We start from the raw sequence: 20,626 nt of genomic DNA on the forward strand, positions 1-20,626 counted from the left end.
CCTGTTGAGGTACCGGCCTGTTGGGCCAGGATGTGAGGCCGCCCGTGCGGGACTACTTGCTGATGCTGTTCGTCACCGCGGCAGTGACCCATCTCCTGACCGCGCCGGTACGGAAGTTCGCCATCGCGATCGGCGTGGTCCCCGAGGTCCGGGCACGTGACGTCCACCGCGAGCCCACCCCCCGGCTGGGCGGAATGGCCATGTTCGGCGGGCTGCTGGCCGGTCTGCTGGTCGCCTCGCACCTGCCGCAGCTGGAAGAGATCTTCACCCAGAGCTCCACGCCCCGGGCCCTGCTGTCCGGGGCGACGCTGATCTGCCTGCTCGGCGTGCTCGACGACAAATGGGGCGTCGACGCCCTGGTCAAGCTCGGCGGGCAGGTGCTCGCCGCCGGGGTCATGGTCTTCCAGGGGCTGACCATCCCCTGGCTCCCGGTGCCGGGCACCGACGGGATCTACCTCTCCGACTGGCAGAGCACCCTGCTGACCGTCGGGCTCGTCGTCGTCTCCATCAACGCGGTCAACTTCGTCGACGGCCTCGACGGACTGGCCGCCGGCACGATGGGCATCGCGGCCACGGCGTTCTTCCTGTACGCGTACCGGCTCTGGTACGGCTACGGGATCGAGGCCGCCGCGTCCACCACACTGATCTCCGCGATCATCGCGGGCATGTGCCTCGGCTTCCTGATCCACAACTCCCACCCGGCGCGCATCTTCATGGGTGACTCGGGCTCCATGCTCCTCGGTCTGCTCATCGCCGGATGCGCCGTCTCCGTCACCGGGGACGTCGACCCGAGCCTCCTCAACCAGTCGATGGACGGCTCGTCCGGCTCGGCCGCGATGGTGCCGGTCTACATTCCGCTGCTGCTGCCGCTGTCCGTCATCGCGCTGCCCGTCGCGGACCTGGTGCTGGCCGTCGTACGGCGCACCTGGAACGGGATGTCCCCCTTCGCCGCCGACAAGGGCCACCTCCACCACCGGCTGCTCCAGCTCGGCCACTCCCACCGCCGGGCCGTGCTGCTCATGTACTTCTGGTCGGCCCTGTTCTCGTTCGGGATCGTGGCCTACTCGGCCCGGGGCGCCAAGTCCTGGATGCTGTACGGGATCGCGTTCGTCTGCGCCCTGGGCCTGTTCCTGCTGCTCCAGCCCCGCTACGAGGCCCGCCTCACCCGTCGGCTCCTGCCCCGCAGGTCCAGGGGCCGCGTGATCGCCTCCGGCGGACAGCGCGCCGGGGCCGAGGAGGAGCACCGGGTGCCGACCCGATGACCGGGGCGCTCCGCCTGTCCGGCACCGCGAACCCCCGGCCGTACCGCACGGGATGACTCCCGGGCCTCCGTACCGGACGCCCGGCCCGTCGGTCCGTCCTTCGGCCGCGCACCCGCAGACTTTCGGCGGGCCCCCGCAGACTTTCGGCGGACGCCCGCGCCCGCACGCTCTCCGCAGACTGGCGGCACCACACGAACCGCCGATCATCCGGGGAGTCAGAGTGCATCGCGACGAGCGCAGCAGGGGAATCAGCCGGGCGGGGTTCCTGGCCGGGGCGGGGGCGGCCGGGGCCGCGGCGGCGGCCGGGTCGTTCCTGGCCGGTCCGCCCGCCTCGGCAGCCACGGCCGGCCGGAAGAGGCCCCGTACGGGCCTGACGCACCGAGGGGTCTGCTACACGGTCGGCGCGGGTGAGACCCCCGGCACCGCCTGGAGCACCGCCCGCATGCGCGCGGATCTGCGGGCCATCAGGGACGAACTGCACGCCACATCGGTCGAGGTGACGGGCGACGGGGCCGACCGCCTCAACGCGACCGCGTCCGAGGCCGCCGAACTCGGCCTGCACGTCTGGCTCCAGCCGACCCTGGGCGACCGCCCCGCCCCGGAGATCCTCGACCACCTCGCGGAGACCGGACGGCATCTGGAGCGGCTGCGGCGCCAGGGCGCGCGGGCCGACCTGAGCGTGGGGTGCGAGTTCTGGCTGTTCGTACCGGGCATCGTGCCCGGCGCCGACGCACAGGAGCGGATCCGCAACCTGATGGACGGGAACGTCGACCCGGAACAGATGATGCGCCGCCTGACGGCGTTCACGGCACGGGCCGCGGCGGTCGGACGGTCGGTCTTCGGCGGCAAGCTGTCGTACGCGGCCGCCCAGGACGACGAGGTCGACTGGAACCTCTTCGACATCGTGGGCATCGACTACTACTCGTACTTCCCCGGCCGCGCGGACTACCTGCGCGAGCTGCGCTCGTACCTGCGCTGGGGCAAGCCGGTGGCGATCACGGAGTTCGGCACGTGCACGTACGCGGGGGCGCCCGAACTGGGCGGGATGGGCTGGGACACGGTCGATCACTCCAAGCAGCCGGCGGAGGTCAAGGGCGGCTTGGTGCGCAGTGAGCGCACCCAGGCCGCGTACCTCACCGAGCTCCTCGGCGTCTTCGAGGAGCTGGGCCTGTACGCCGCGATGGCCTTCGAGTTCGTCACCCCCGACGCCCCGCACTCACCCGTTCCGCGCTACGACCTGGACCTGGCGAGCTACGCCGTGGTGAAGCCGGTCAAGGACCGGTTCGACGACCCGGCGTCCGACTGGCACTGGGAGCCGAAGCAGGCCTTCCACGCCCTGGCCCGGTGCTACGGGCGGGCGGGGCACCGCCGCTGACGGGCGGCGGCCGGTGCGGTGCGTGGCAGGCGGCGGCCGGTGTGCGGCGTGCCACCGGCTGCGCAGCGCGTCCACGGCGGTGCGGGCGGCCGTGCCGATGACGGCGTCGGCCGCGGGGAGGGTGGCCGCGGTGCGGGCGGTACGGGTGAAGACGGCGATGGCGTACCGGCCGCCGTCGGGGTACTCGACGACGCCCACCTCGTTGCGCAGTGTCGGCAGCGATCCGGTCTTCCCCGCGACGTGCACATCGTCGAACGGGAAGCCGGAGGCCAGCCGGTGCGGCCACACCTGGAGACCCGTCATCCGCCGGATGGCGGCCCCGTGTCCGGGCAGGCACGCCTCGTCGCGCCAGATGGCACGCAGCAACCGGGTCATGTCCCGCGGGGTGCTGTGGCTGGAGCGGGCCGGGTCGAGGGCGCTCAGCCGCGCCACGACGTGCGGCCACCGCCAGCGCCCGGATCCCGGTCCGCCGACGGGCCAGAGCCGGTGAACGCGGTCTTCGTGCCGGTCACCTGCCCCGGCAGGCGGGGCAGGTGACCGGCACGAAGGCCGCGAGGGCACGAACCGCCCGTTCAGGCGTTCGGGGCCACCTTGGAGAGGCCGTTGATGATGCGGTCCATCGCGTCGCCGCCGGTGGGATCGGTGAGGTTGGCGAGCATCTTGAGGGTGAACTTCATCAGCAGGGGGTGCGTCAGACCGCGCTGGGTGGCGATCTTCATGACCTTCGGGTTGCCGATCAGCTTCACGAAGGCGCGGCCCATCGTGTAGTAGCCGCCGTAGGTGTCCTTGAGGACCTTCGGGTAGTTGTTCAGCGCCAGTTCGCGCTGGGCGGGGGTCGCGCGGGCGTGGGCCTGGACGATGACGTCGGCGGCGATCTGGCCCGACTCCATGGCGTACGCGATGCCCTCGCCGTTGAACGGGTTGACCATGCCGCCCGCGTCGCCGACGAGCAGCAGGCCCCGGGTGTAGTGCGGCTGGCGGTTGAAGGCCATCGGGAGGGCTGCGCCGCGGATCGGCTGCGTCATGTTCTCCGGGGTGTAGCCCCAGTCCTCGGGCATCGAGGCGCACCACGCCTTGAGGACCTCGCGCCAGTCCAGCTCCTTGAAGGCGGAGGAGGAGTTGAGGATGCCGAGGCCGACGTTGGACGTGCCGTCGCCCATCGGGAAGATCCAGCCGTAACCGGGCAGCAGCCGGTCCTGGGGGCCGCGGCGGTCCCACAGCTCCAGCCAGGACTCCAGGTAGTCGTCGTCGTGGCGGGGCGAGGTGAAGTACGTACGCACGGCCACGCCCATCGGGCGGTCCTCGCGCCGGTGCAGGCCCATGGCGAGGGAGAGCCGGGTGGAGTTGCCGTCGGCGGCGACGACGAGCGGGGCGTGGAAGGTGACCGGGGTCTTCTCCTCGCCGAGCTTGGCGTGGACGCCGGTGATGCGGCCGGTGCGGTCGTCGACCACGGGGGCGCCGACGTTGCAGCGCTCGTACAGCCGGGCGCCCGCCTTCTGCGCCTGGCGGGCCAGCTGCTCGTCGAAGTCGTCGCGCTTGCGGACCAGTCCGTAGTTCGGGTACGAGGCGAGGTCGGGCCAGTCCAGTTCGAGACGGACGCCGCCACCGATGATGCGCAGGCCCCGGTTGCGCAGCCAGCCGGCTTCCTCGGAGATGTCGACGCCCATGGAGACGAGCTGCTTGGTGGCACGCGGGGTGAGGCCGTCGCCGCAGACCTTCTCCCGGGGGAAGGCCGTCTTCTCCAGGAGAAGGACGTCCAGCCCCGCCTTGGCGAGGTAGTACGCCGTGGTGGAACCGGCCGGGCCCGCACCGACGACGATCACATCCGCGCTGTGCTCGGAGAGGAGCTGCTCGGTCACGGTCGGATCTCCCGAAGACTCGAATTCGCGTGCCGCGCGGCACCTGTCCCATGCAGTCTAGGGGGGTTGGCTGATCGACTTCCCGAAGGGCTCCCCGATGTCGACCGTGCTCCCCGGCGCTCCCTCCGTACAGCTGCGTGTCCCGACCGACGAGGACGCGCTGTCCTGGCACCGCGCTTTCGATGACCCCGAGGTGATGGAGTTCTTCGGCGGTGTATCGGAGGAACTCTCGCTGTACGAGGAGTGGACCGCCCGGCAGCGCAGGCTCGACGCCGAACGCGGCTACTGCCTCTGGACGGTGATCGGCGAGGACGGCGCGGTGGCCGGGTTCACCGGTGCCCAGCCGTGGTCCCGGACGGATTACGGGCCGGTCGGCGAGATCGAGATCGGCTGGCGGCTGGCCCGCGCCGCCTGGGGCCGGGGGTACGCCACCGCCGCCGCGCGCCTCACGCTGGAGCGGCTGCGCGCGGCCGGGGTGGAGCGGGTGGTGGCGGTGATCGACGCGGGCAACGAGCGGTCGATCGCCGTGGCCCGGCGGCTGGGTATGGAGCGGGCGGAGCGCTTGACGACGTCGGTGCCGGGCCAGGAGGTGGTCTGCTTCCGGCTGGCGCTGACGGCGTCGGCCTCCGCGTCGGCGCCGACCCTGTGAACACGGGGCCCGGCCGAGGCCTTTGAGGGCCCGGCCGGGCGGCACGGTGGCGCAGGCCCGCCGGGTGTCCGGCCGGCCTGTCACGTGCGGAGGCGCGGACGGCGTACGCGATGCCGTCGTCCGCGACGGAGCTCCGGCGCTCCGGCGCTCCGTCGCGGAGGCCGTCCCACCGCCCTGCCGTCCCACCGCCCTGCCTGCCCGTCTGCCCGTCTGCCCGTCTGCCCGTCTGCCCGTCTGCCCGTCTGCCCGTCTGCCCGCGACGGTGCACTCCCCGATCGCGCCCGGCCGTCCCTGGCGGGCGGGGGCCGTCGGGGGGCCGTCGGCGGCTCTTCCGGTCCGCGTCGGCGGCGCGCTCCATCGGCACGAGCCGTCCTGCGCGGTGTTCGGGACGTCGGGGACGGCCGCGGGCCCGGCCGGTGGAGCCCGCGGCGGGTGGTCCGGTGGTCCTCCTCGCTCAGCCGGTCCCGGACCATGGGGGGCGTGGAGGCGAAGCCGGCGGTGCCGGGGGCGTCGCCCCGCCCCGGCCCCGCAGGCGCGGCAGGTGCGGCGCCACGAGCACCGCGCCGCCCACCCACAACAGCCCGAACAGCAGCGCGTCCGCGAAGCCGGTCGCGAGTCCGAACGTGCCCCGGCCGCCCATCTCCTCGACCCCGCCGGACAGTTCCGTGGACACCCCGCCGATCCCGGTCAGGACCAGGAACAGCACGAGGAACAGCGCACCCGCCAGGGCCTGTTCGCCCCGGCCCGCCGAACGCCGCGCGGCCCCCGCTCCCACGGCCAGCGCGCAGACGATCCCGAGGACCACCGCGCCCGTCACCGCCCAGCCGTTCACGGCCTCGCCCAGCTCGGACAGCCCGAAGGCACCGCGCTCCACACCCGAGCCGAAGAAGAACGTCTCACCGCGCACGTCGTACTCGACCGGGGCGCCCCAGCTCAGCCCGAGCACCGCCAGGCCGATGTTCGGCAGCAGCGGCAGCGCGATCAGCAGCGCCTGGCCGTCCACGCCGTCGAGGGCGGCGTACGCGAGGTAGCCGACCACGCCGCAGAGCAGAAGCACCGCGCCGAGCACCCGTACCGCCGTCCCCGCCGCCCGGACCGCGATCAGCGCCGCGGGGCGCGTCGCCAGCCACCGGGCCCCGGCCGCGCTCCCCAGCACCCCGCCGGTGACGAGCAGGGAGACGACCAGCGCGCCCAGCGCGGCGAGCAGCGGGGAGGACGAGACCGACACGCCCGCGACCTCCGGCTGGGCGAACAGCCCGAGGATCAGCACGGCGGCCGAGGACAGCAGGCCGATCCGCACCGCCGCCTCCGCCCCGCCGCCCCGCGCGCGGACCGTGCGGGCGCCCAGGTACAGCGCCGCCACCCACAGCACGGTGACGGTCAGCGGGACCATGGAGAGCGCGGCCCCGCCCTGCTGCGCGGCCCCGTCGTAGCCGTACCCCCCGTCCCCGTAGCCGTAGCCGTATCCGGTGTCGGCCGGGTCCGTGGGGCGCAGTTCGAAGCCGCCGCCGAGGGCCTGGAGCAGCAGCGCGAGGGCGATCCGCAGCCGGTCGCTCCAGCCGACGACGGTCTCGTCGCCCTGCCCGTACGAGGGGATGGAGAGGACCACCGCGAGGGCGAGGATCACTCCGCTGGGCCACGCGGCGGCCTTCACCGCTCCCGCCCAGTCGCCGCGGAAGGTCCGGCCGAGGAAGGCGCCGACCGGCGAGGGGCCGACCGGAACAGGCGGTGCGACCGGCGCAGGCGGTGCGGGGGCCCAGGCCGGGCCGGGTGGTGGCGGGGCGGCAGGCATCGGCGGCGGAGCGACAGGCGGCCCCGCGGCAGGTCCCGGGGCTGTTCCCCCGGCAGGTCCCGGGGCTGTTCCCCCGGCAGGTCCCGGGGCTGTTCCCCCGGCAGGTCCCGGGGCTGTTCCCCCGGCCGGGCGTTCGCGGCCGCACGTCATGCAGAAACGTGCTTCTTCCGGTGCCTGTGTTCCACAGAAGGGGCAGTACGACGGCATGCGGACTCCGGTGGCGGGAAGGGGGACGGGACGGACCGAGGTCCTCGGAACGACGGCCGTGGAAGCCCTGTGCGCTTCCACGGACGCATCTTCCCGACCGTCCGGCCCTCCCTGCCGCGAAAGTCGCCGAACCGTTGCCTCAGGGGCGTACGCCCCGGTGCAGGGCCACCACGCCGCCGGTGAGGTTGCGCCAGGCGACCTTCGACCAGCCGGCCCGCTGGAGCGCGGCGGCGAGCCCCGGCTGGTCGGGCCAGGCGCGGATGGACTCGGCGAGGTAGACGTACGCGTCCGGGTTGGACGACACCGCGCGCGCGACCGGCGGCAGCGCCCGCATCAGGTACTCGGTGTAGACGGTGCGGAACGGCGCCCAGGTCGGCTGCGAGAACTCGCAGATCACCACGCGTCCGCCCGGCCGGGTCACCCGGTACAGCTCGCGCAGCGCCGCCTCGGTGTCCTGGACGTTGCGCAGCCCGAAGGAGATGGTCACCGCGTCGAAGGACGCGTCGCGGAACGGCAGCCGGGTCGCGTCACCCGCGGTGAACGGCAGCCAGGAGTTGCGCTTCTTGCCCTCCTGGAGCATGCCGAAGGAGAAGTCGCACGGCACGACGTACGCGCCCGTCGCGGCGAAGGGCAGCGAGGACGTCGCCGTGCCCGCGGCCAGGTCGAGGATCTTCTCCGCCGGGCGGGCGTGCACCGCCTTCGCGACCTCCTTGCGCCACAGCCTGGCCTGGCCGAGGGACAGCACGTCGTTGGTGAGGTCGTAGTTCGCCGCCACGCCGTCGAACATCTCGGCGACTTCGTGCGGCTGCTTGTCCAGGGATGCTCGGGTCACCCGCCCATTCAAGCAGCCCTCCTCCCGGGGCTCGGCTCCGGTGGTGGGTCGCGCCCGGGACAGGTACCCGGGTGGACTGAACCGATCGCCCGCGTCCATGGTCAGTACAGGCAGCGGCGCGTCGCCGCCGCCGGGAGCCAGGGGGGAGCCCAGATGTCCGCACGAGGTGCACGCACGGGGCGGGGGCCGGAGCCGGGCGGCCGTCGAAGACGGCTGCTGGGCGCCGCCGTGCCGGTCGCGGTGCTCTGTGCCGCCGCCGTGCTGGGGCCCCGGTGGAACACCGGCGCCGAGGACCGGTCGGACGCGTCCGGCACGCCCGGCGCATCCGCCTCGTCCGGGAACCCGGCGGCCACGGGCACGTTCACCGTCGCCCGGGGCGGCCCGGCCGGCTCCGGCGGGAACGGGGACGGAAGCAGGGCGTACCGCGTCGAGGTGGAGGACGGCTCGGGCGTGGACCCGGACCTGGCCGCCGACGAGATCGCCCGGGTCCTGGCCGCGCCCCGCGGCTGGGCGCACCACGGCAAGCACCGCTTCCGCCGGGTCTCCTCGGGCCCGGCCGGGCTCGTCGTCCGCATCGCCACCCCCGCGACCACCGACGCTCTCTGCGGGAAGGGCGGCCTCGACACCCACGGCGAGGTCAACTGCCGGGTCGGCGCCGACGTCATGGTCAACCTGAAGCGCTGGCAGCAGGGATCCCCCGAGTTCCGCGGTCCGCTCGCCGAGTACCGGGCCCTGATCATCAACCACGAGGTCGGTCACTGGCTGGGCCACGGCCACGAGACCTGTCCGGGCCCGGGGCGCCCCGCCCCCGTGATGATGCAGCAGATCTACGGGCTGAAGGGGTGCGTCGCCAACGCCTGGCCGTACGGCACCACCGACCGCTACCTGAGCGGCCCGGCCGTGCCGTGACCCGCGCGCGGGCGCGGGTCCGTACCGGTCGGCGACCGCACCGCGGACCTCGCCCTCTGAGCCGCCCGCGCGGGCGGCTCAGGTCCCGGTCGCGGCGGCCATGGCGGACCCGTCTCCGGCCCCCGTACGCGGGTGCGCGTCGCACGGTGTGGCGCAGTGCGCGGTACGCGTGCCCCCCCCCGGCCCCGTACGCGGGTGCGCGTCAGCCGCGGCGGAAGACCAGGCGTCCGCCGAGCACCGTCGCCACGCAGCTCCCGGCGCCCTCGGTGCGCAGCGCCGCCGGGTCCGGCACGCCGAACACCGCGAGGTCGGCGGGCCCGCCCACGGTCAGGGCCGAGGCGAAGGCTCCGGCCAGGCCGTCCGGCTCCGCGAGGGCGGCCAGCGGGTCGAGCAGCGCCGGTACGCCGGACGGCCCCGGCGGGAGCGGCCGCAGCCCCGAGCGGGCGACCGCGGTGCGCACGGCGGGCCGCGTGAACGGGCCGCGCACGGCGGTCGTGCCGTGCCGCAGCATCCGTTGCAGACCGCGGCGGGCGCTGGCGCCCCAGCGGGCCTCGTCCATCGCGAGCGCGGCGAGGGCGGTGCCCGTGAGCGGCCGGGTGCCGAGCTCGTCGGCCTCGCGCGGGTCGGGGTGGTAGGCCGCCTCCAGCAGCGCCGGGGCCGCCGCGTTGAGCAGCCCCGGGGTGATCAGCCCCGGCCAGCGCCGGACACGGGCCCCCGGACGGGCGGCGGTCAGCTCCCGGAACGTACCGATGGCAACCACCGTGGCACCGTCCACGGTCACGGCCTCCGCACCTTCCGGAACGTCCCCGTCCGGGCCGCCGTACACCGCGTCCGCGGCGTGCACCGTCAGCACGGCCGCCGCCTCAGTTGGCGTCGAGGAGCTTCAGCTCCGGGTGGGCGGTGCCGCCCTCGATCGCGGTGGAGGAGATGTGCGAGACCACCCGGTCGTCGACCGGGTCGTTCGCCGGGTCGTCGTGCACGACGAGGTGCTCGTACGTGGTGGCGCGCTGGGCCGGAACCCGGTCCGCCTTGCGGATCAGGTCGATGATCTCCAGACGGTTGGAGCGGTGCTTGGCCCCGGCGGAGGAGACGACGTTCTCCTCCAGCATGATCGAGCCGAGGTCGTCGGCGCCGTAGTGCAGCGAGAGCTGGCCGACCTCCTTGCCGGTGGTCAGCCAGGAGCCCTGGATGTGGGCGACGTTGTCCAGGAAGATCCGGGCGATGGCGATCATCCGCAGGTACTCGAAGAGCGTGGCCTGCGTCCGGCCCTTCAGCTTGTTGTTCTCCGGCTGGTACGTGTACGGGATGAAGGCGCGGAAGCCGCCGGTGCGGTCCTGCACGTCGCGGATCATCCGCAGGTGCTCGATGCGCTCGGCGTTGGTCTCGCCGGTGCCCATCAGCATGGTGGAGGTGGACTCGACACCGAGGCGGTGGGCGATCTCCATGATCTCCAGCCAGCGCTCGCCGGACTCCTTCAGCGGGGCGATCGCGGTGCGCGGCCGGGCCGGGAGCAGCTCGGCACCGGCTCCGGCGAAGGAGTCGAGACCGGCGGCGTGGATGCGCTGGACGGCCTCCTCGACGGAGACCTTGGAGATCCGGGCCATGTGCTCGACCTCGGAGGCGCCCAGCGAGTGGATGACCAGTTGGGGGAACGCCTGCTTGATGGCGGAGAAGTGCTTCTCGTAGTACTCGACGCCGTAGTCCGGGTGGTGTCCGCCCTGGAACATGATCTGCGTGCCGCCCAGCTCGACGGTCTCCGCGCAGCGGCGCAGGATGTCGTCCAGATCGCGGGTCCAGCCCTTGCCGGTGTCCTTCGGCGCGGCGTAGAAGGCGCAGAACTTGCAGGCCGTGACACACACGTTCGTGTAGTTGATGTTGCGCTCGATGATGTACGTCGCGATGTGCTCCGTACCGGCGTAACGACGGCGGCGTACGGCGTCGGCGGCCGCGCCCAGTGCGTGCAGCGGCGCCGAGCGGTAGAGGTCGAGCGCCTCCTCCGGAGTGATCCGACCGCCCTCGGCGGCTCGGTCGAGGATGGGCTGGAGGTCGGCCTTCTCGGTCACCGGGCAGTCACCTTTCGGCGGTTTTTGAACGGATCTACGGACCGGCTCAGCGTACGCCAGCCCTCTGCGGGCTCAGTCGTCGGACCTGCTGAGCGTGCCGTACGGAAGTCCGGCAGCGCGCTCCTCGGAGCGGAAGCTCAGGGTGCCGTCGGCGGCCCGGGTGAAGTGCACGTCGGTGGTGGTGGAGGTGCACAGGCCCGGAGTACTGGGCCGGTCCGGGTCGGAGCGTTCGTGGAGCTTCAGTTCCCCGGCGGTGGCGGAGGTGAGGCTGGCGACGCTGTTGCAGCGGACGGTGATCCCGAGGCTGCTGACCTCGGTGGTCATGCGGACCACGTCCGTGCCCGCCTTCCCCGCGGTGAAGACGGCGGTGAGCGTGCCGTGGGGCTGGCCGGTGGTCTTCTCGGTGACCGGGCCGCTCCAGGTGCCGACGAACTCCCTGGGCAGCTCGCCGGTCTCCTCCGGACTCCGGGACGCGGCGGGCAGGCTGCCGGCCACATCGCCGTGCCCGGCGTCGGACCCGCCGCTGCCCGGGAACAGGTCGAGGAGGAACGCGCCGCCCACGGTCACCGCCGCGAGGGCGCCCGCCACCGCGAGGGCGACGGTGCAGCTGAGCCTCCGCCGCTGGCCCGTACCCGGGCCCGTGCCCACGCCCGCGCCGACGGTGAGGGAGTGGTGGGCCTCACGCCCGCGCGGCCCGGACGCGCTGCCGCGCGCCGACGCTCCGGGGCCGCCCGCCGCCCTGAAGCTCCCCGCCGTCCCGTAGCCGCTCGCCGTCCCGCCGTCCGGGCCCGGGTCCGCGGGCCACGAGGGCAGCACACCCGGGTGGGTCAGCCGGGTCGGGTCGTGCGTGGGGAAGGGCCTGGCCGGTGAGCCGAACCCGCCGCCCACACCACCGGTCCCGTCCGGCCCGCTCCCGTCGCCCCGCGTGCTGCCCGGCCCCCAGGCCGCGCCGCTGAACGGCACCGGCCCCGACTGCACCGGCGCGTCCTGCGGCTCCAGGTCCAGCAGCGCCACCGCGACCCGGCTCACCTCGCGCTCCACCGGACCGGGCAGCCAGCCGGCCGTCACCAGCGCGGCGGCCCCGCCGGGTGCCAGCCGCCGGGCCAGCTCCCGGGGCGTCGGCCGGTCGCCGGGCTCCTTCTCCAGGCACCCGGCGACGACCTCCAGCAGATCCCCCTCCAGCTCCCCCAGCTCCGGCTCCTCGTGCACCACCTTGTAGAGGAGCACCGCCGAGGAGTCGCCGAGGAAGGGGGCACTGCCGGTCGCCGCGTACGCGAGGACCGCGCCGAGCGAGAAGACGTCGGCCGCGCCCGAGATGTCGGTGCCCCGGATCTGCTCCGGCGCCATGTAGCCGGGCGAGCCGACCGAGACCCCGGTCGAGGTGAGTGAGGCGGTGGCGCCGAGCGCGCGGGCGATCCCGAAGTCGATCAGCCGGGGGCCGTCCAGGGCGAGCAGCACGTTGGACGGCTTCACGTCGCGGTGGATGACGCCCTGCTCGTGGACGGCGGCCAGCGCCTCGCCGAGCCCGGCGCCCAGGGTCCGTACCGCGTTCACGGGCAGCGGCCCGTGTTCCTCGACCGCGCTGGAGAGCGGAGGCCCGGCCACGTAGCCGGTGGCGACCCACGGAATGGGGGCGTCCGGGTCGGCGTCCAGTACGGGGGCCGTCCACTGCGCTCCGATCCGCCGGGCCGCCTCCACCTCGCGCCGGAAGCGGGCGCGGAATTGCTCGTCGAGCGCGAAATGCGGGTGCACGACCTTGACCGCGACGGTGCGTCCGCCCGCGCTGCGCCCCAGATAGACCCGTCCCATGCCGCCCGCGCCGAGTCTGCCGAGCAATCGGTAGGCACCGATGGTCAGCGGTTCGCCGGCTTCCAGCGGCTGCATATGTGGACTCCCCCTGTGTACCGGCCCGGCCTCCGACCGAAGCCTAGGGGGCGAAGGTCATCAGGTCCCAGGGGAAACCATCCGCCTATTTCGCCCCCAAGGGAACGAACAACAACTTTCGGCACAACAAAAGGCGCGAATGAGTCGTTCACCCGAACGATTCCGCTCCGGGGTCCGGACCTGGTCCGGACCCATCCGGGAATGGGTTATTCATCGCTTATTCGTCCGAATCCAGGCGGACCGGAGGAAGGAACACCGGAAGGCGCGGGGGACGACTGGAGGAACGGGGGAAGAACGGGCGGACGGCGGAAAGAACTCCGGGAGGAAGACCGGACGGAACACCCGGGCGGCGGGACGGGATAAGCGGCCGGAAAAGTACAGCGTTCACCTACACCCCGCCTTTCGCGCTTTCGGGCGCGCGCCGCCGGGGCTCCCCGCCCGGTCCGGGCGGGGAGCCCCGGACCCGCCTCAGCCGCCGAGCAGCTCCACGTTCACGTCCGCCGGGAAGCCGGTCGTCGGACCGATCCGGCGGGCGAACTCCCGCACACCCGCCAACTGCTCCGGACCGAAACGGAAGTCCAGGGTGGTGAAGTACCGCTCCAGCACCTCCGAGTCGAAGGCCTCCCAGCGCGCCGCCTGCTCCGCGACCTTGGTGACCTCCTCCAGGGAGAGGTCCCGCGAGGCCAGGAACGCCTCGTGCACCTTGGCCACCAGGTCGGGCCTGCGCGCCAGGAAGTCCTTGCGGGCCGCCCAGACCGCGAAGACGAACGGCAGCCCGGTCCAGTCCTTCCACATCTGGCCCAGGTCATGGACCTGGAGGCCGAGCCGGGGCGCGTCGTGCAGGTGGGCGCGCAGCGCGGCGTCGCCGATGAGCACCGCGGCGTCCGCCTCCTGCATCATCAGACCGAGGTCCGGCGGGCAGACGTAGTAGTCCGGACTGACCCCGTACCGCTCGGCCAGCAGCAGCTGGGCCAGCCGCACGGAGGTCCGCGAGGTCGAGCCGAGCGCCACCCGGGCCCGGTCCAGCTGGTCCAGCGGCACCTGCGACACGATCACGCACGACATGACGGGCCCGTCGCAGCCCACCGCGATGTCGGGGAAGGCGACCAGGTCGTCGGCGTTGCGCAGGAACTCCACCAGCGTGACGGGGCCGATGTCCAGATCACCCCTGATCAGCTGCTCGCTGAGCTTCTCCGGGGTGTCCTTCGACAGCTCCAGGTCGAGCAGGGTTCCGGTCCGCGCCAGCCCCCAGTAGAGGGGAAGGCAGTTCAGGAACTGGATGTGGCCGACGCGCGGCCGGCTGCGGCGGTCGTCGCCTTCGACGGCCGAGACGGTTGAGACGGTTGAATTGTCCACATCGCGAGGCTAGACCTGTGGCCCGAAACCAACGGCACCGGGGGCGCGGGGCGCATCCGAAGCCACCCCGAAGCACCCGGAAGCCGCCCCGAAAGCACCTCGGAACGACGCCCGGGGCGCACGGGGGGCCGCCCTCCGTACGCTGCGAAGTCACCCTTGCGACACCCTCCCGTAGACCCCCTTCAGGGGCCCGCCGAGGAGCCAATCAAACATCCGGGTGAAGTGATCTTTCCCTCTACCGTTCGATACACGCTGCGTGCTAGGCTCGACGCAAGTTGCAGTTTGGTTTCCCTTGCAGTACAGAGCCTGCGGAGCATGTAACCCGCAGGCTTTTGTAGTTTTCAGACTTCTATGCAGGTTCTGGAGCAGGGCAACCCTTTGGCCCAAGGAGGGCTTATGGCTACCGGAACCGTCAAGTGGTTCAACGCTGAAAAGGGCTTCGGCTTCATCGCCCAGGACGGCGGCGGCCCGGATGTCTTCGTCCACTACTCCGCGATCAACGCGTCCGGGTTCCGCTCCCTTGAGGAGAACCAGGTCGTGAACTTCGACGTCACTCAGGGCCCCAAGGGTCCGCAGGCTGAGAACGTCACCCCGGCCTAGTTGCCCGGGTCGGCCGATCGCGGCCGGCTAGTAGTACCCAAGGAGCCCCGCTCCTCCGCTTCGGCGGGGAACGGGGCTCCTGCCTTTTGCGCACCCGTTCCGTTCCCGCTTCCCGGTCTTTCTTCCGTTGTCCGCGCGTTAACCGGTCCGTGTTCCGGTGCGGTCTTCCCGGCCTTCCCGGCCGCCGCTTTTCCCCCGCGTTCCATTCTCCCGTCGCCGGGCGGTACGAGCGCGGCGCTTGACCTTGACACCGTGTGAAGCGATGCAGTCGGAGACGTCATGTTCACCATCGGAGACTTCGCCAGGTACGGGCGGGTGTCGGCCCGGATGCTGCGTCATTACGACGCCATCGGGCTGCTGCACCCCGACCGCACCGATCCCGCCACCGGCTACCGCTTCTACGGAGCCGCCCAGCTGTCGCGCCTCAACCGCGTCATCGCCCTCAAGGATCTCGGCTTCACGCTTCAGCAGGTGCAGGCCATCCTCGACGAGCAGGTGGGACCGGAGGAGCTGCGCGGGATGCTGCGGCTGCGCCGGGCCGAGCTGGAGGAGGCCATGCGGGCGGCGGGCGTCAGGCTGGCGCAGGTCGAGGCGAGGCTCCGGTCGATCGAGAGCGAGGGACGCATGTCCACGAACGATGTCGTCGTCAAGCAGGTGCCGGCGGTACGGGTCGCCGAGCTGTCCGGCACCGCGGCGAGCTACGAGCCGGAGCACATCACGCCCGTGATCAAACCCCTGTACGAGCGGCTGTTCACCCTGCTCGACGGCACGGACGTCCGTCCGAGCGGGCCGGGGATCGCGTACTACGAGGACGCCCCGGCGGGCGGCGGCGCGGTCGTCGTCCACGCGGGCGTCACGGTGTCCGCGCCCGTGGGACCGCTGGGCGGCACCGGGATCACGGTGGTCGAGCTGCCCGCGTTCGAGGCGGCGACCGTCGTCCACCGGGGCTCGATGGACGGTGTTCTGCCGACCGCCCAGGCCCTGGCCCGCTGGATCGACGCCAACGGCTACCGGTCCCGGGGGTACGCCCGGGAGATCAACCTGGAGTGCCCCGAGGACCAGGACCAGTGGGTGACGGAGCTCCAGGAGCCGGTCACCGGCGCCTGATCCACGGCGCACCGAGCCCCGGGCGCCACGAGCCCCGAGCCCCGGCGGCGGGGCGACGGGGCGACGGGGCGACGGGGCGACGGGGCGACGGGGCGACGGGGCGGAACGTGGCCCTCCGCGGGTGAGGTGTCACGTTCCGCCCCGCGCCCCCGCCCGCGTGCCGCTACCGTCCGCTGCCGCCGGGCCCCGCCCAGAGCCCGTCGTCCGTGAGCCCCAGCAGGTCGATCGCGTTCCGCCGGACGATCCGGTCGACCGTACCGGCGTCCAGGTGCCCCATCTGCGCCTCGCCGACCTCGCGCGACTTGGGCCAGGTGGAGTCGGAGTGCGGGTAGTCCGTCTCGTACAGGACGTTCCCGACCCCGATCGCGTCCAGGTTCCGCAGCCCGAAGGCATCGTCGAAGAAGCAGCCGTAGACGTGCTCGGCGAACAGCTCCGACGGCGGGCGGTGCACCTTGTCGGCGACGCCGCCCCAGGCCCGGTTCTCCTCCCAGACCACGTCGGCGCGTTCCAGGATGTAGGGAATCCAGCCGATCTGCCCCTCCGCGTACATGATCCGGAGGTTCGGGAACCGCTCGAACTTGCCGCTCATCAGCCAGTCGACCATGGAGAAGCAGCAGTTGGCGAAGGTGATCGTGGAGCCGACGGCGGGCGGCGCGTCGGCCGAGGTGGACGGCATCTTCGAGGACGAGCCGATGTGCATCGCGATCACGGTCCCCGTCTCGTCGCAGGCCCGCAGGAACGGATCCCACTCGTCCGTGTGAATCGACGGAAGCCCGAGATGCGGGGGTATTTCGGAGAATGCCACGGCGCGCACGCCCCGGGCCGCGTTGCGCCGGACCTCCTCGGCGGCCAGTTCCGCGTCCCAGAGCGGAATCAGCGTGAGCGGGATGAGCCGGCCGTGCGCCTCGGGGCCGCACCACTCCTCGACCATCCAGTCGTTGTAGGCGCGCACCCCGAGCAGCCCCAGCTCACGATCCTTCGCTTCGGTGAAGGTCTGGCCGCAGAAGCGCGGGAAGGTGGGAAAGCAGAGCGCGGACTGGACGTGGTTGACGTCCATGTCGGCGAGCCGCTCGGGCACCGAGAACGAACCGGGACGCATCTGCTCGTAGGTGATGACCTCCAGCTTGATCTCGTCCCGGTCGTAGCCGACCGAGGTGTCGAGCCGGGTGAGCGGGCGGTGCAGGTCCTCGTACACCCACCAGTCGCCGATCGGCCCGTCGTCGCCCTTCGCACCCATCACGGGTGCGAACTTTCCACCCATGAAGGTCATTTCCTTCAGCGGGGCACGGACGATCCGCGGGCCGCGGTCGAGGTACTTGGACGGGAGCCGGTCCCGCCAGACATGAGCGGGCTCCACCGTGTGGTCGTCCACCGAGATGATCTTCGGGAAGGTCTCCATGTTTCCCACGGTAGCGCCAATCTGACGAACCGTCAGTAATCTGTACCGGACCTCGTTCCGGAATCGTTGTCGAGGGCTTGTGCAGAGAGCCACCCACTGCTGACGCGCCCACCCCAGACAAGGCAGACTGTTGAGCGCGATACCAGCGGTACCGAGCAATCCGGATCCACCCGCCCCGGACCGGCGCATGGGCGGGCAAATCCAGGCGGACCGCGTCAGCACGACGGGCGGCACCGGCGGGGCGAGGCAGGACAGGGGGCAGCAATGGACCGTGACAACGGACCGCACACGCGCGTTCCGGAGCAGCGTGTTCCGCACCAGCGGCAGACACGCGGCACCGATCTGCGCTTCTCCGTGCTCGGTCCGGTACGGGCCTGGCGAGACGGCGAAGCCCTGTCCTCCGGTTCGCCGCAGCAGCGGGCGCTGCTGGCGGCGCTGCTGCTGCGCGGTGGCCGTACAGCCACCGCCGCCGAGCTCATCGACGCCATCTGGGGCGACGAGCCGCCCTCGCAGGCACTCGCCACGATACGCACGTACGCCTCCCGGCTCCGCAAGGTCCTCGACCCGAAGACGCTGGTCAGCGATGCCGGCGGGTACGCGATCCAGACCGGCCGGGACGCCCTCGACGTCCATGTGGTGCGGGATCTGGCGGCCGAGGCGGAGAAGGCGCGGGCGGGCGGCGACCGCGGGCAGGCCCGGACCCTGCTCAACAAGGCGCTCGGGCTGTGGGAGGGCGAGGCGCTGGCCTCCGTGCCCGGCCCGTACGCGGAGAACCAGCGCACCCGGCTGGAGGAGTGGCGGCTCCAGCTCACCGAGACCCGGCTGGACCTGGACCTGGAGGTCGGCTGCCACGCGGAGGCGGTCTCCGAGCTGACCGCGCTGACCGCGGCGCACCCGCTGCGGGAGCGGCTGCGCGAGCTCCTGATGATCGCCCTGTACCGCAGTGGCCGCCAGGCCGAGGCGCTGGCCGTCTACGCCGACACCCGCCGCCTGCTCGCGGAGGAACTGGGCGTGGACCCGCGCCCCGAGCTGGCCCAGCTCCAGCAGCGCATCCTGCGGGCCGACGAGGAGCTGGCCCGCCCCGCCGACGAACCGGCCCCGGCCTCCGCGCCCGTGCGTCCCGCCCAGCTTCCGGCCACCGTGCCGGACTTCACCGGCCGCGCCTCCTTCGTCCACGAGCTGGGCGACCAGCTGGCGACCGCCGAGGGATCCGTGATGGCCGTCTCGGCGCTGGCCGGCATCGGGGGCGTCGGCAAGACGACCCTCGCGGTGCACGTCGCCCACCAGGCCCGCCAGCACTTCCCGGACGGGCAGCTGTACGTGGACCTCCAGGGCGCCGGGGCGCGGGCGGCCGAGCCGGAGACGGTACTCGGCGCGTTCCTGCGCGCTCTGGGCACCGCGGACTCGGCGATCCCGGAGTCCCTGGACGAGCGCGCCGCGCTGTACCGCTCGACGCTCGACGGCCGCCGCGTACTGGTGCTCCTCGACAACGCCCACGACGCGGCGCAGGTCCGCCCGCTGCTGCCGGGCACCGCGGGCTGCGCGGCCCTGATCACCAGCCGGGTCCGGATGGTCGACCTGGCCGGTTCCCATCTGGTCGACCTGGACGTGATGTCGCCGGAGGAGGCGCTCCAGCTCTTCACCCGGATCGTGGGCGAGGAGCGCATCACCTCGGAGCGCGAGGCCGCCCTCGACGTGGTCGCCGCCTGCGGCTTCCTCCCGCTGGCCATCCGTATCGCCGCCTCCCGCCTGGCCTCCCGCCGCACCTGGACGGTCTCCGTGCTGGCCGCCAAGCTCGCGGACGAGCGACGCCGCCTGGACGAGCTCCAGGCCGGCGACCTCGCGGTGAAGGCCACCTTCGAGCTCGGCTACGGCCAGCTGGAGCCCGCCCAGGCCCGCGCCTTCCGGCTCCTGGGCCTGGCGGACGGCCCGGACATCTCGCTGGCCGCGGCGGCGGCCCTGCTCAACCTGGAGCCCCACGCGGCGGAGGACCTCCTGGAGGCCCTGGTCGACACCAGCCTCCTGGAGTCCGCCGCGCCGGGCCGGTACCGCTACCACGACCTGGTGCGCCTCTATGCGCGTTCCTGCGCGGAACGGGACGAACAGGACCCGGAGGGAGGCGAGTCGGCGCTGTCCCGCCTGCTGGACTTCTACCTGGCGACGGCGGCGGGCGTGTACGCGCTGGAACGGCCGGGGGACCGGACGGTCGCCCATCTGGAACGTACGGAGGGCGCAGGACTCTCGTTCGCCAGCCACGACCACGCGCTGGACTGGCTCTACTCCGAGGCCAGCTCGCTGCTGGCCTGTGCTCAGCAGTCGGTGACTACCAGGACCATACGCCGCAGCGTGGATCTCCTCCTGGCCTGCAAGGACCTCGCGGAATCGGGGGCCAACTCCCGCCAGTTCGAGTCCGTGGCCACCGCGGTGAGGGACGCCGCGGTGGTCGCGGGCGACCCGCGCTCCGAGGCCCGCGCGAGGACGACACTCGCCCAGGTGCACAGCACCGCGGGCCGTTTCGACCAGGCCGAGGAGGAACTGCGCAGGGCCATGCGCCTGAAGCCGGCGACCGATGATGTGTGGACCCGCTGCAACACCCTGAACGAGCTCGGGATCATCGCCGGATACCGCAACCGGCTCGACGAGGCGAGGAGCCTGCTCCAGCAGACCATCGCCGCCTTCCGCGCCGACGCGAACCAGCCGGGCGAGGCGAGCGCCCTGTGCAATCTGTCCCGGGTGCTCCTGGCCGTCGGGCAGACCACGAGCGCGGTGCAGCTGGCCAGTGAGGGAGTCGCGCTCTACAACCGCATCGGGCTCACGCTCCGCCTGGCCAACGGCCGTTACGCCCTGGGGCTCGCCCTGGCCCGCGCGGGCCGGCAGGACGAGGCCCAGGACCGGCTGGCCGAAGCGCTCTCGGTGTTCCGGGACAGCCGCCAGAAGCTGTGGGAAGGGATGACCCTCTTCCGGCTGGCCGAGGTCCACCTCGACGCCGGGCGGGCCGCACAATCCGCGGGGCTCGCCGAACAAGCCCTGACGGTTCTGCTGCACGTGGGGGGAGAATGGCGCCGCGCCAATGTGCTGACGACGCTGGGCAGGGCCCTCCAGGGCATAGGGCAGGAAGGCCGGGCGCGGGCCTGCTGGCGCGACGCGCTCTCCGTCTTCGACCAGCTGAAGGTCCCGGAGGCGGATGACGTGCGTCGGCTGCTGTCCTCCGCACCCGTCGCCAAGGGCCTCTGACGGACGTTCATCATTCGTTTATCGCTCCAGGGCAGTCTCGTACCTGTCGATGCGTCGTGTCGGGGGGCAGACGGATCGGCAGGGGGACCGCGCACTAA

At 72.7% G+C, this 20,626-nt stretch carries 15 protein-coding genes and 2 pseudogenes; 7 read left to right on the forward strand and 10 right to left on the reverse strand.

Features of this window, described 5'->3' with window-relative positions; all coding sequences use genetic code 11:
- Positions 1 to 44 precede the first annotated feature (44 nt).
- Together ACFVWY_RS14070 and ACFVWY_RS14075 are read left to right on the forward strand one after the other, a co-directional pair.
- On the forward strand, positions 45 to 1,262 hold the full coding sequence (locus ACFVWY_RS14070; protein ID WP_389871145.1) for an MraY family glycosyltransferase: 1,218 nt from the start codon (positions 45 to 47) through the stop codon (positions 1,260 to 1,262).
- A gap of 220 nt (positions 1,263 to 1,482) precedes the next feature.
- A complete protein-coding gene (locus ACFVWY_RS14075) occupies positions 1,483 to 2,637 on the forward strand; it encodes an abortive phage infection protein (protein ID WP_389871148.1) in 1,155 nt (384 codons plus the stop codon).
- Between the two features lie 57 nt (positions 2,638 to 2,694).
- Here ACFVWY_RS14075 and ACFVWY_RS14080 read toward each other — a convergent pair.
- Both ACFVWY_RS14080 and ACFVWY_RS14085 read right to left on the reverse strand, forming a co-directional pair.
- A pseudogene (locus tag ACFVWY_RS14080) lies at positions 2,695 to 3,078 on the reverse strand (serine hydrolase); the annotation flags it as partial.
- A 131-nt stretch (positions 3,079 to 3,209) separates the two neighbouring features.
- A complete protein-coding gene (locus ACFVWY_RS14085; protein WP_389871150.1) occupies positions 3,210 to 4,496 on the reverse strand; it encodes a geranylgeranyl reductase family protein in 1,287 nt (428 codons plus the stop codon).
- Between the two features lie 97 nt (positions 4,497 to 4,593).
- On the opposite strand from ACFVWY_RS14085, the gene ACFVWY_RS14090 reads away from it, so the two are divergent.
- Complete coding sequence (locus ACFVWY_RS14090) at positions 4,594 to 5,145, forward strand: GNAT family N-acetyltransferase (protein ID WP_389871153.1); 552 nt, start codon at positions 4,594 to 4,596, stop codon at positions 5,143 to 5,145.
- Positions 5,146 to 5,599: 454 nt separating this feature from the next.
- On the opposite strand, the gene ACFVWY_RS14095 is transcribed toward ACFVWY_RS14090, so the two are convergent.
- The 3 genes and pseudogenes from ACFVWY_RS14095 to ACFVWY_RS14105 all read right to left on the reverse strand — a co-directional run bounded on the left by ACFVWY_RS14095 (position 5,600) and on the right by ACFVWY_RS14105 (position 7,976).
- Positions 5,600 to 6,937, reverse strand: a complete 1,338-nt coding sequence (locus ACFVWY_RS14095; RefSeq protein ID WP_389871440.1) for a zinc ribbon domain-containing protein — start codon at positions 6,935 to 6,937, stop codon at positions 5,600 to 5,602.
- Between the two features lie 138 nt (positions 6,938 to 7,075).
- A pseudogene (locus ACFVWY_RS14100) lies at positions 7,076 to 7,144 on the reverse strand (zinc-ribbon domain-containing protein); the annotation flags it as partial.
- 139 nt (positions 7,145 to 7,283) lie between these two features.
- On the reverse strand, positions 7,284 to 7,976 hold the full coding sequence (locus ACFVWY_RS14105) for a demethylmenaquinone methyltransferase (RefSeq protein WP_389871155.1): 693 nt from the start codon (positions 7,974 to 7,976) through the stop codon (positions 7,284 to 7,286).
- Between the two features lie 153 nt (positions 7,977 to 8,129).
- Between ACFVWY_RS14105 and ACFVWY_RS14110 the strand changes: the two genes are divergently transcribed.
- Positions 8,130 to 8,885: a DUF3152 domain-containing protein gene (locus tag ACFVWY_RS14110; RefSeq protein ID WP_389871157.1), complete on the forward strand. Its 756-nt coding sequence runs from the start codon at positions 8,130 to 8,132 to the stop codon at positions 8,883 to 8,885.
- A gap of 202 nt (positions 8,886 to 9,087) precedes the next feature.
- Here ACFVWY_RS14110 and ACFVWY_RS14115 read toward each other — a convergent pair whose 3' ends face one another.
- The 4 genes from ACFVWY_RS14115 to ACFVWY_RS14130 all read right to left on the reverse strand — a co-directional run bounded on the left by ACFVWY_RS14115 (position 9,088) and on the right by ACFVWY_RS14130 (position 14,188).
- Complete coding sequence (locus ACFVWY_RS14115) at positions 9,088 to 9,738, reverse strand: hypothetical protein (protein WP_389871159.1); 651 nt, start codon at positions 9,736 to 9,738, stop codon at positions 9,088 to 9,090.
- A gap of 10 nt (positions 9,739 to 9,748) precedes the next feature.
- Positions 9,749 to 10,948, reverse strand: coding sequence for a cyclic dehypoxanthinyl futalosine synthase (mqnC, locus tag ACFVWY_RS14120; RefSeq protein ID WP_389871161.1), 1,200 nt, complete (start codon positions 10,946 to 10,948; stop codon positions 9,749 to 9,751).
- A 72-nt stretch (positions 10,949 to 11,020) separates the two neighbouring features.
- Complete coding sequence (locus ACFVWY_RS14125; protein ID WP_389871163.1) at positions 11,021 to 12,832, reverse strand: serine/threonine-protein kinase; 1,812 nt, start codon at positions 12,830 to 12,832, stop codon at positions 11,021 to 11,023.
- Between the two features lie 468 nt (positions 12,833 to 13,300).
- Complete coding sequence (locus tag ACFVWY_RS14130) at positions 13,301 to 14,188, reverse strand: menaquinone biosynthetic enzyme MqnA/MqnD family protein (RefSeq protein WP_389871164.1); 888 nt, start codon at positions 14,186 to 14,188, stop codon at positions 13,301 to 13,303.
- A 396-nt stretch (positions 14,189 to 14,584) separates the two neighbouring features.
- Here ACFVWY_RS14130 and ACFVWY_RS14135 point away from each other — a divergent pair, with 396 nt between their 5' ends.
- The gene (locus ACFVWY_RS14135; RefSeq protein WP_003967102.1) at positions 14,585 to 14,788 is read left to right on the forward strand and encodes a cold-shock protein; all 204 of its coding nucleotides are present in this window, start codon (positions 14,585 to 14,587) and stop codon (positions 14,786 to 14,788) included.
- A 279-nt stretch (positions 14,789 to 15,067) separates the two neighbouring features.
- Complete coding sequence (locus ACFVWY_RS14140; protein ID WP_389871166.1) at positions 15,068 to 15,895, forward strand: MerR family transcriptional regulator; 828 nt, start codon at positions 15,068 to 15,070, stop codon at positions 15,893 to 15,895.
- A 163-nt stretch (positions 15,896 to 16,058) separates the two neighbouring features.
- On the opposite strand, the gene ACFVWY_RS14145 is transcribed toward ACFVWY_RS14140, so the two are convergent.
- On the reverse strand, positions 16,059 to 17,294 hold the full coding sequence (locus ACFVWY_RS14145) for an amidohydrolase family protein (RefSeq protein WP_389871167.1): 1,236 nt from the start codon (positions 17,292 to 17,294) through the stop codon (positions 16,059 to 16,061).
- A 264-nt stretch (positions 17,295 to 17,558) separates the two neighbouring features.
- Here ACFVWY_RS14145 and ACFVWY_RS14150 point away from each other — a divergent pair, with 264 nt between their 5' ends.
- Positions 17,559 to 20,528 (forward strand): BTAD domain-containing putative transcriptional regulator, encoded by a 2,970-nt coding sequence (locus tag ACFVWY_RS14150; protein WP_389871169.1) that lies wholly within the window; start codon positions 17,559 to 17,561, stop codon positions 20,526 to 20,528.
- Positions 20,529 to 20,626 lie beyond the last annotated feature (98 nt).

The sequence above is a fragment of the Streptomyces sp. NPDC058195 genome (assembly GCF_042883525.1).
Taxonomy (GTDB): domain Bacteria; phylum Actinomycetota; class Actinomycetes; order Streptomycetales; family Streptomycetaceae; genus Streptomyces.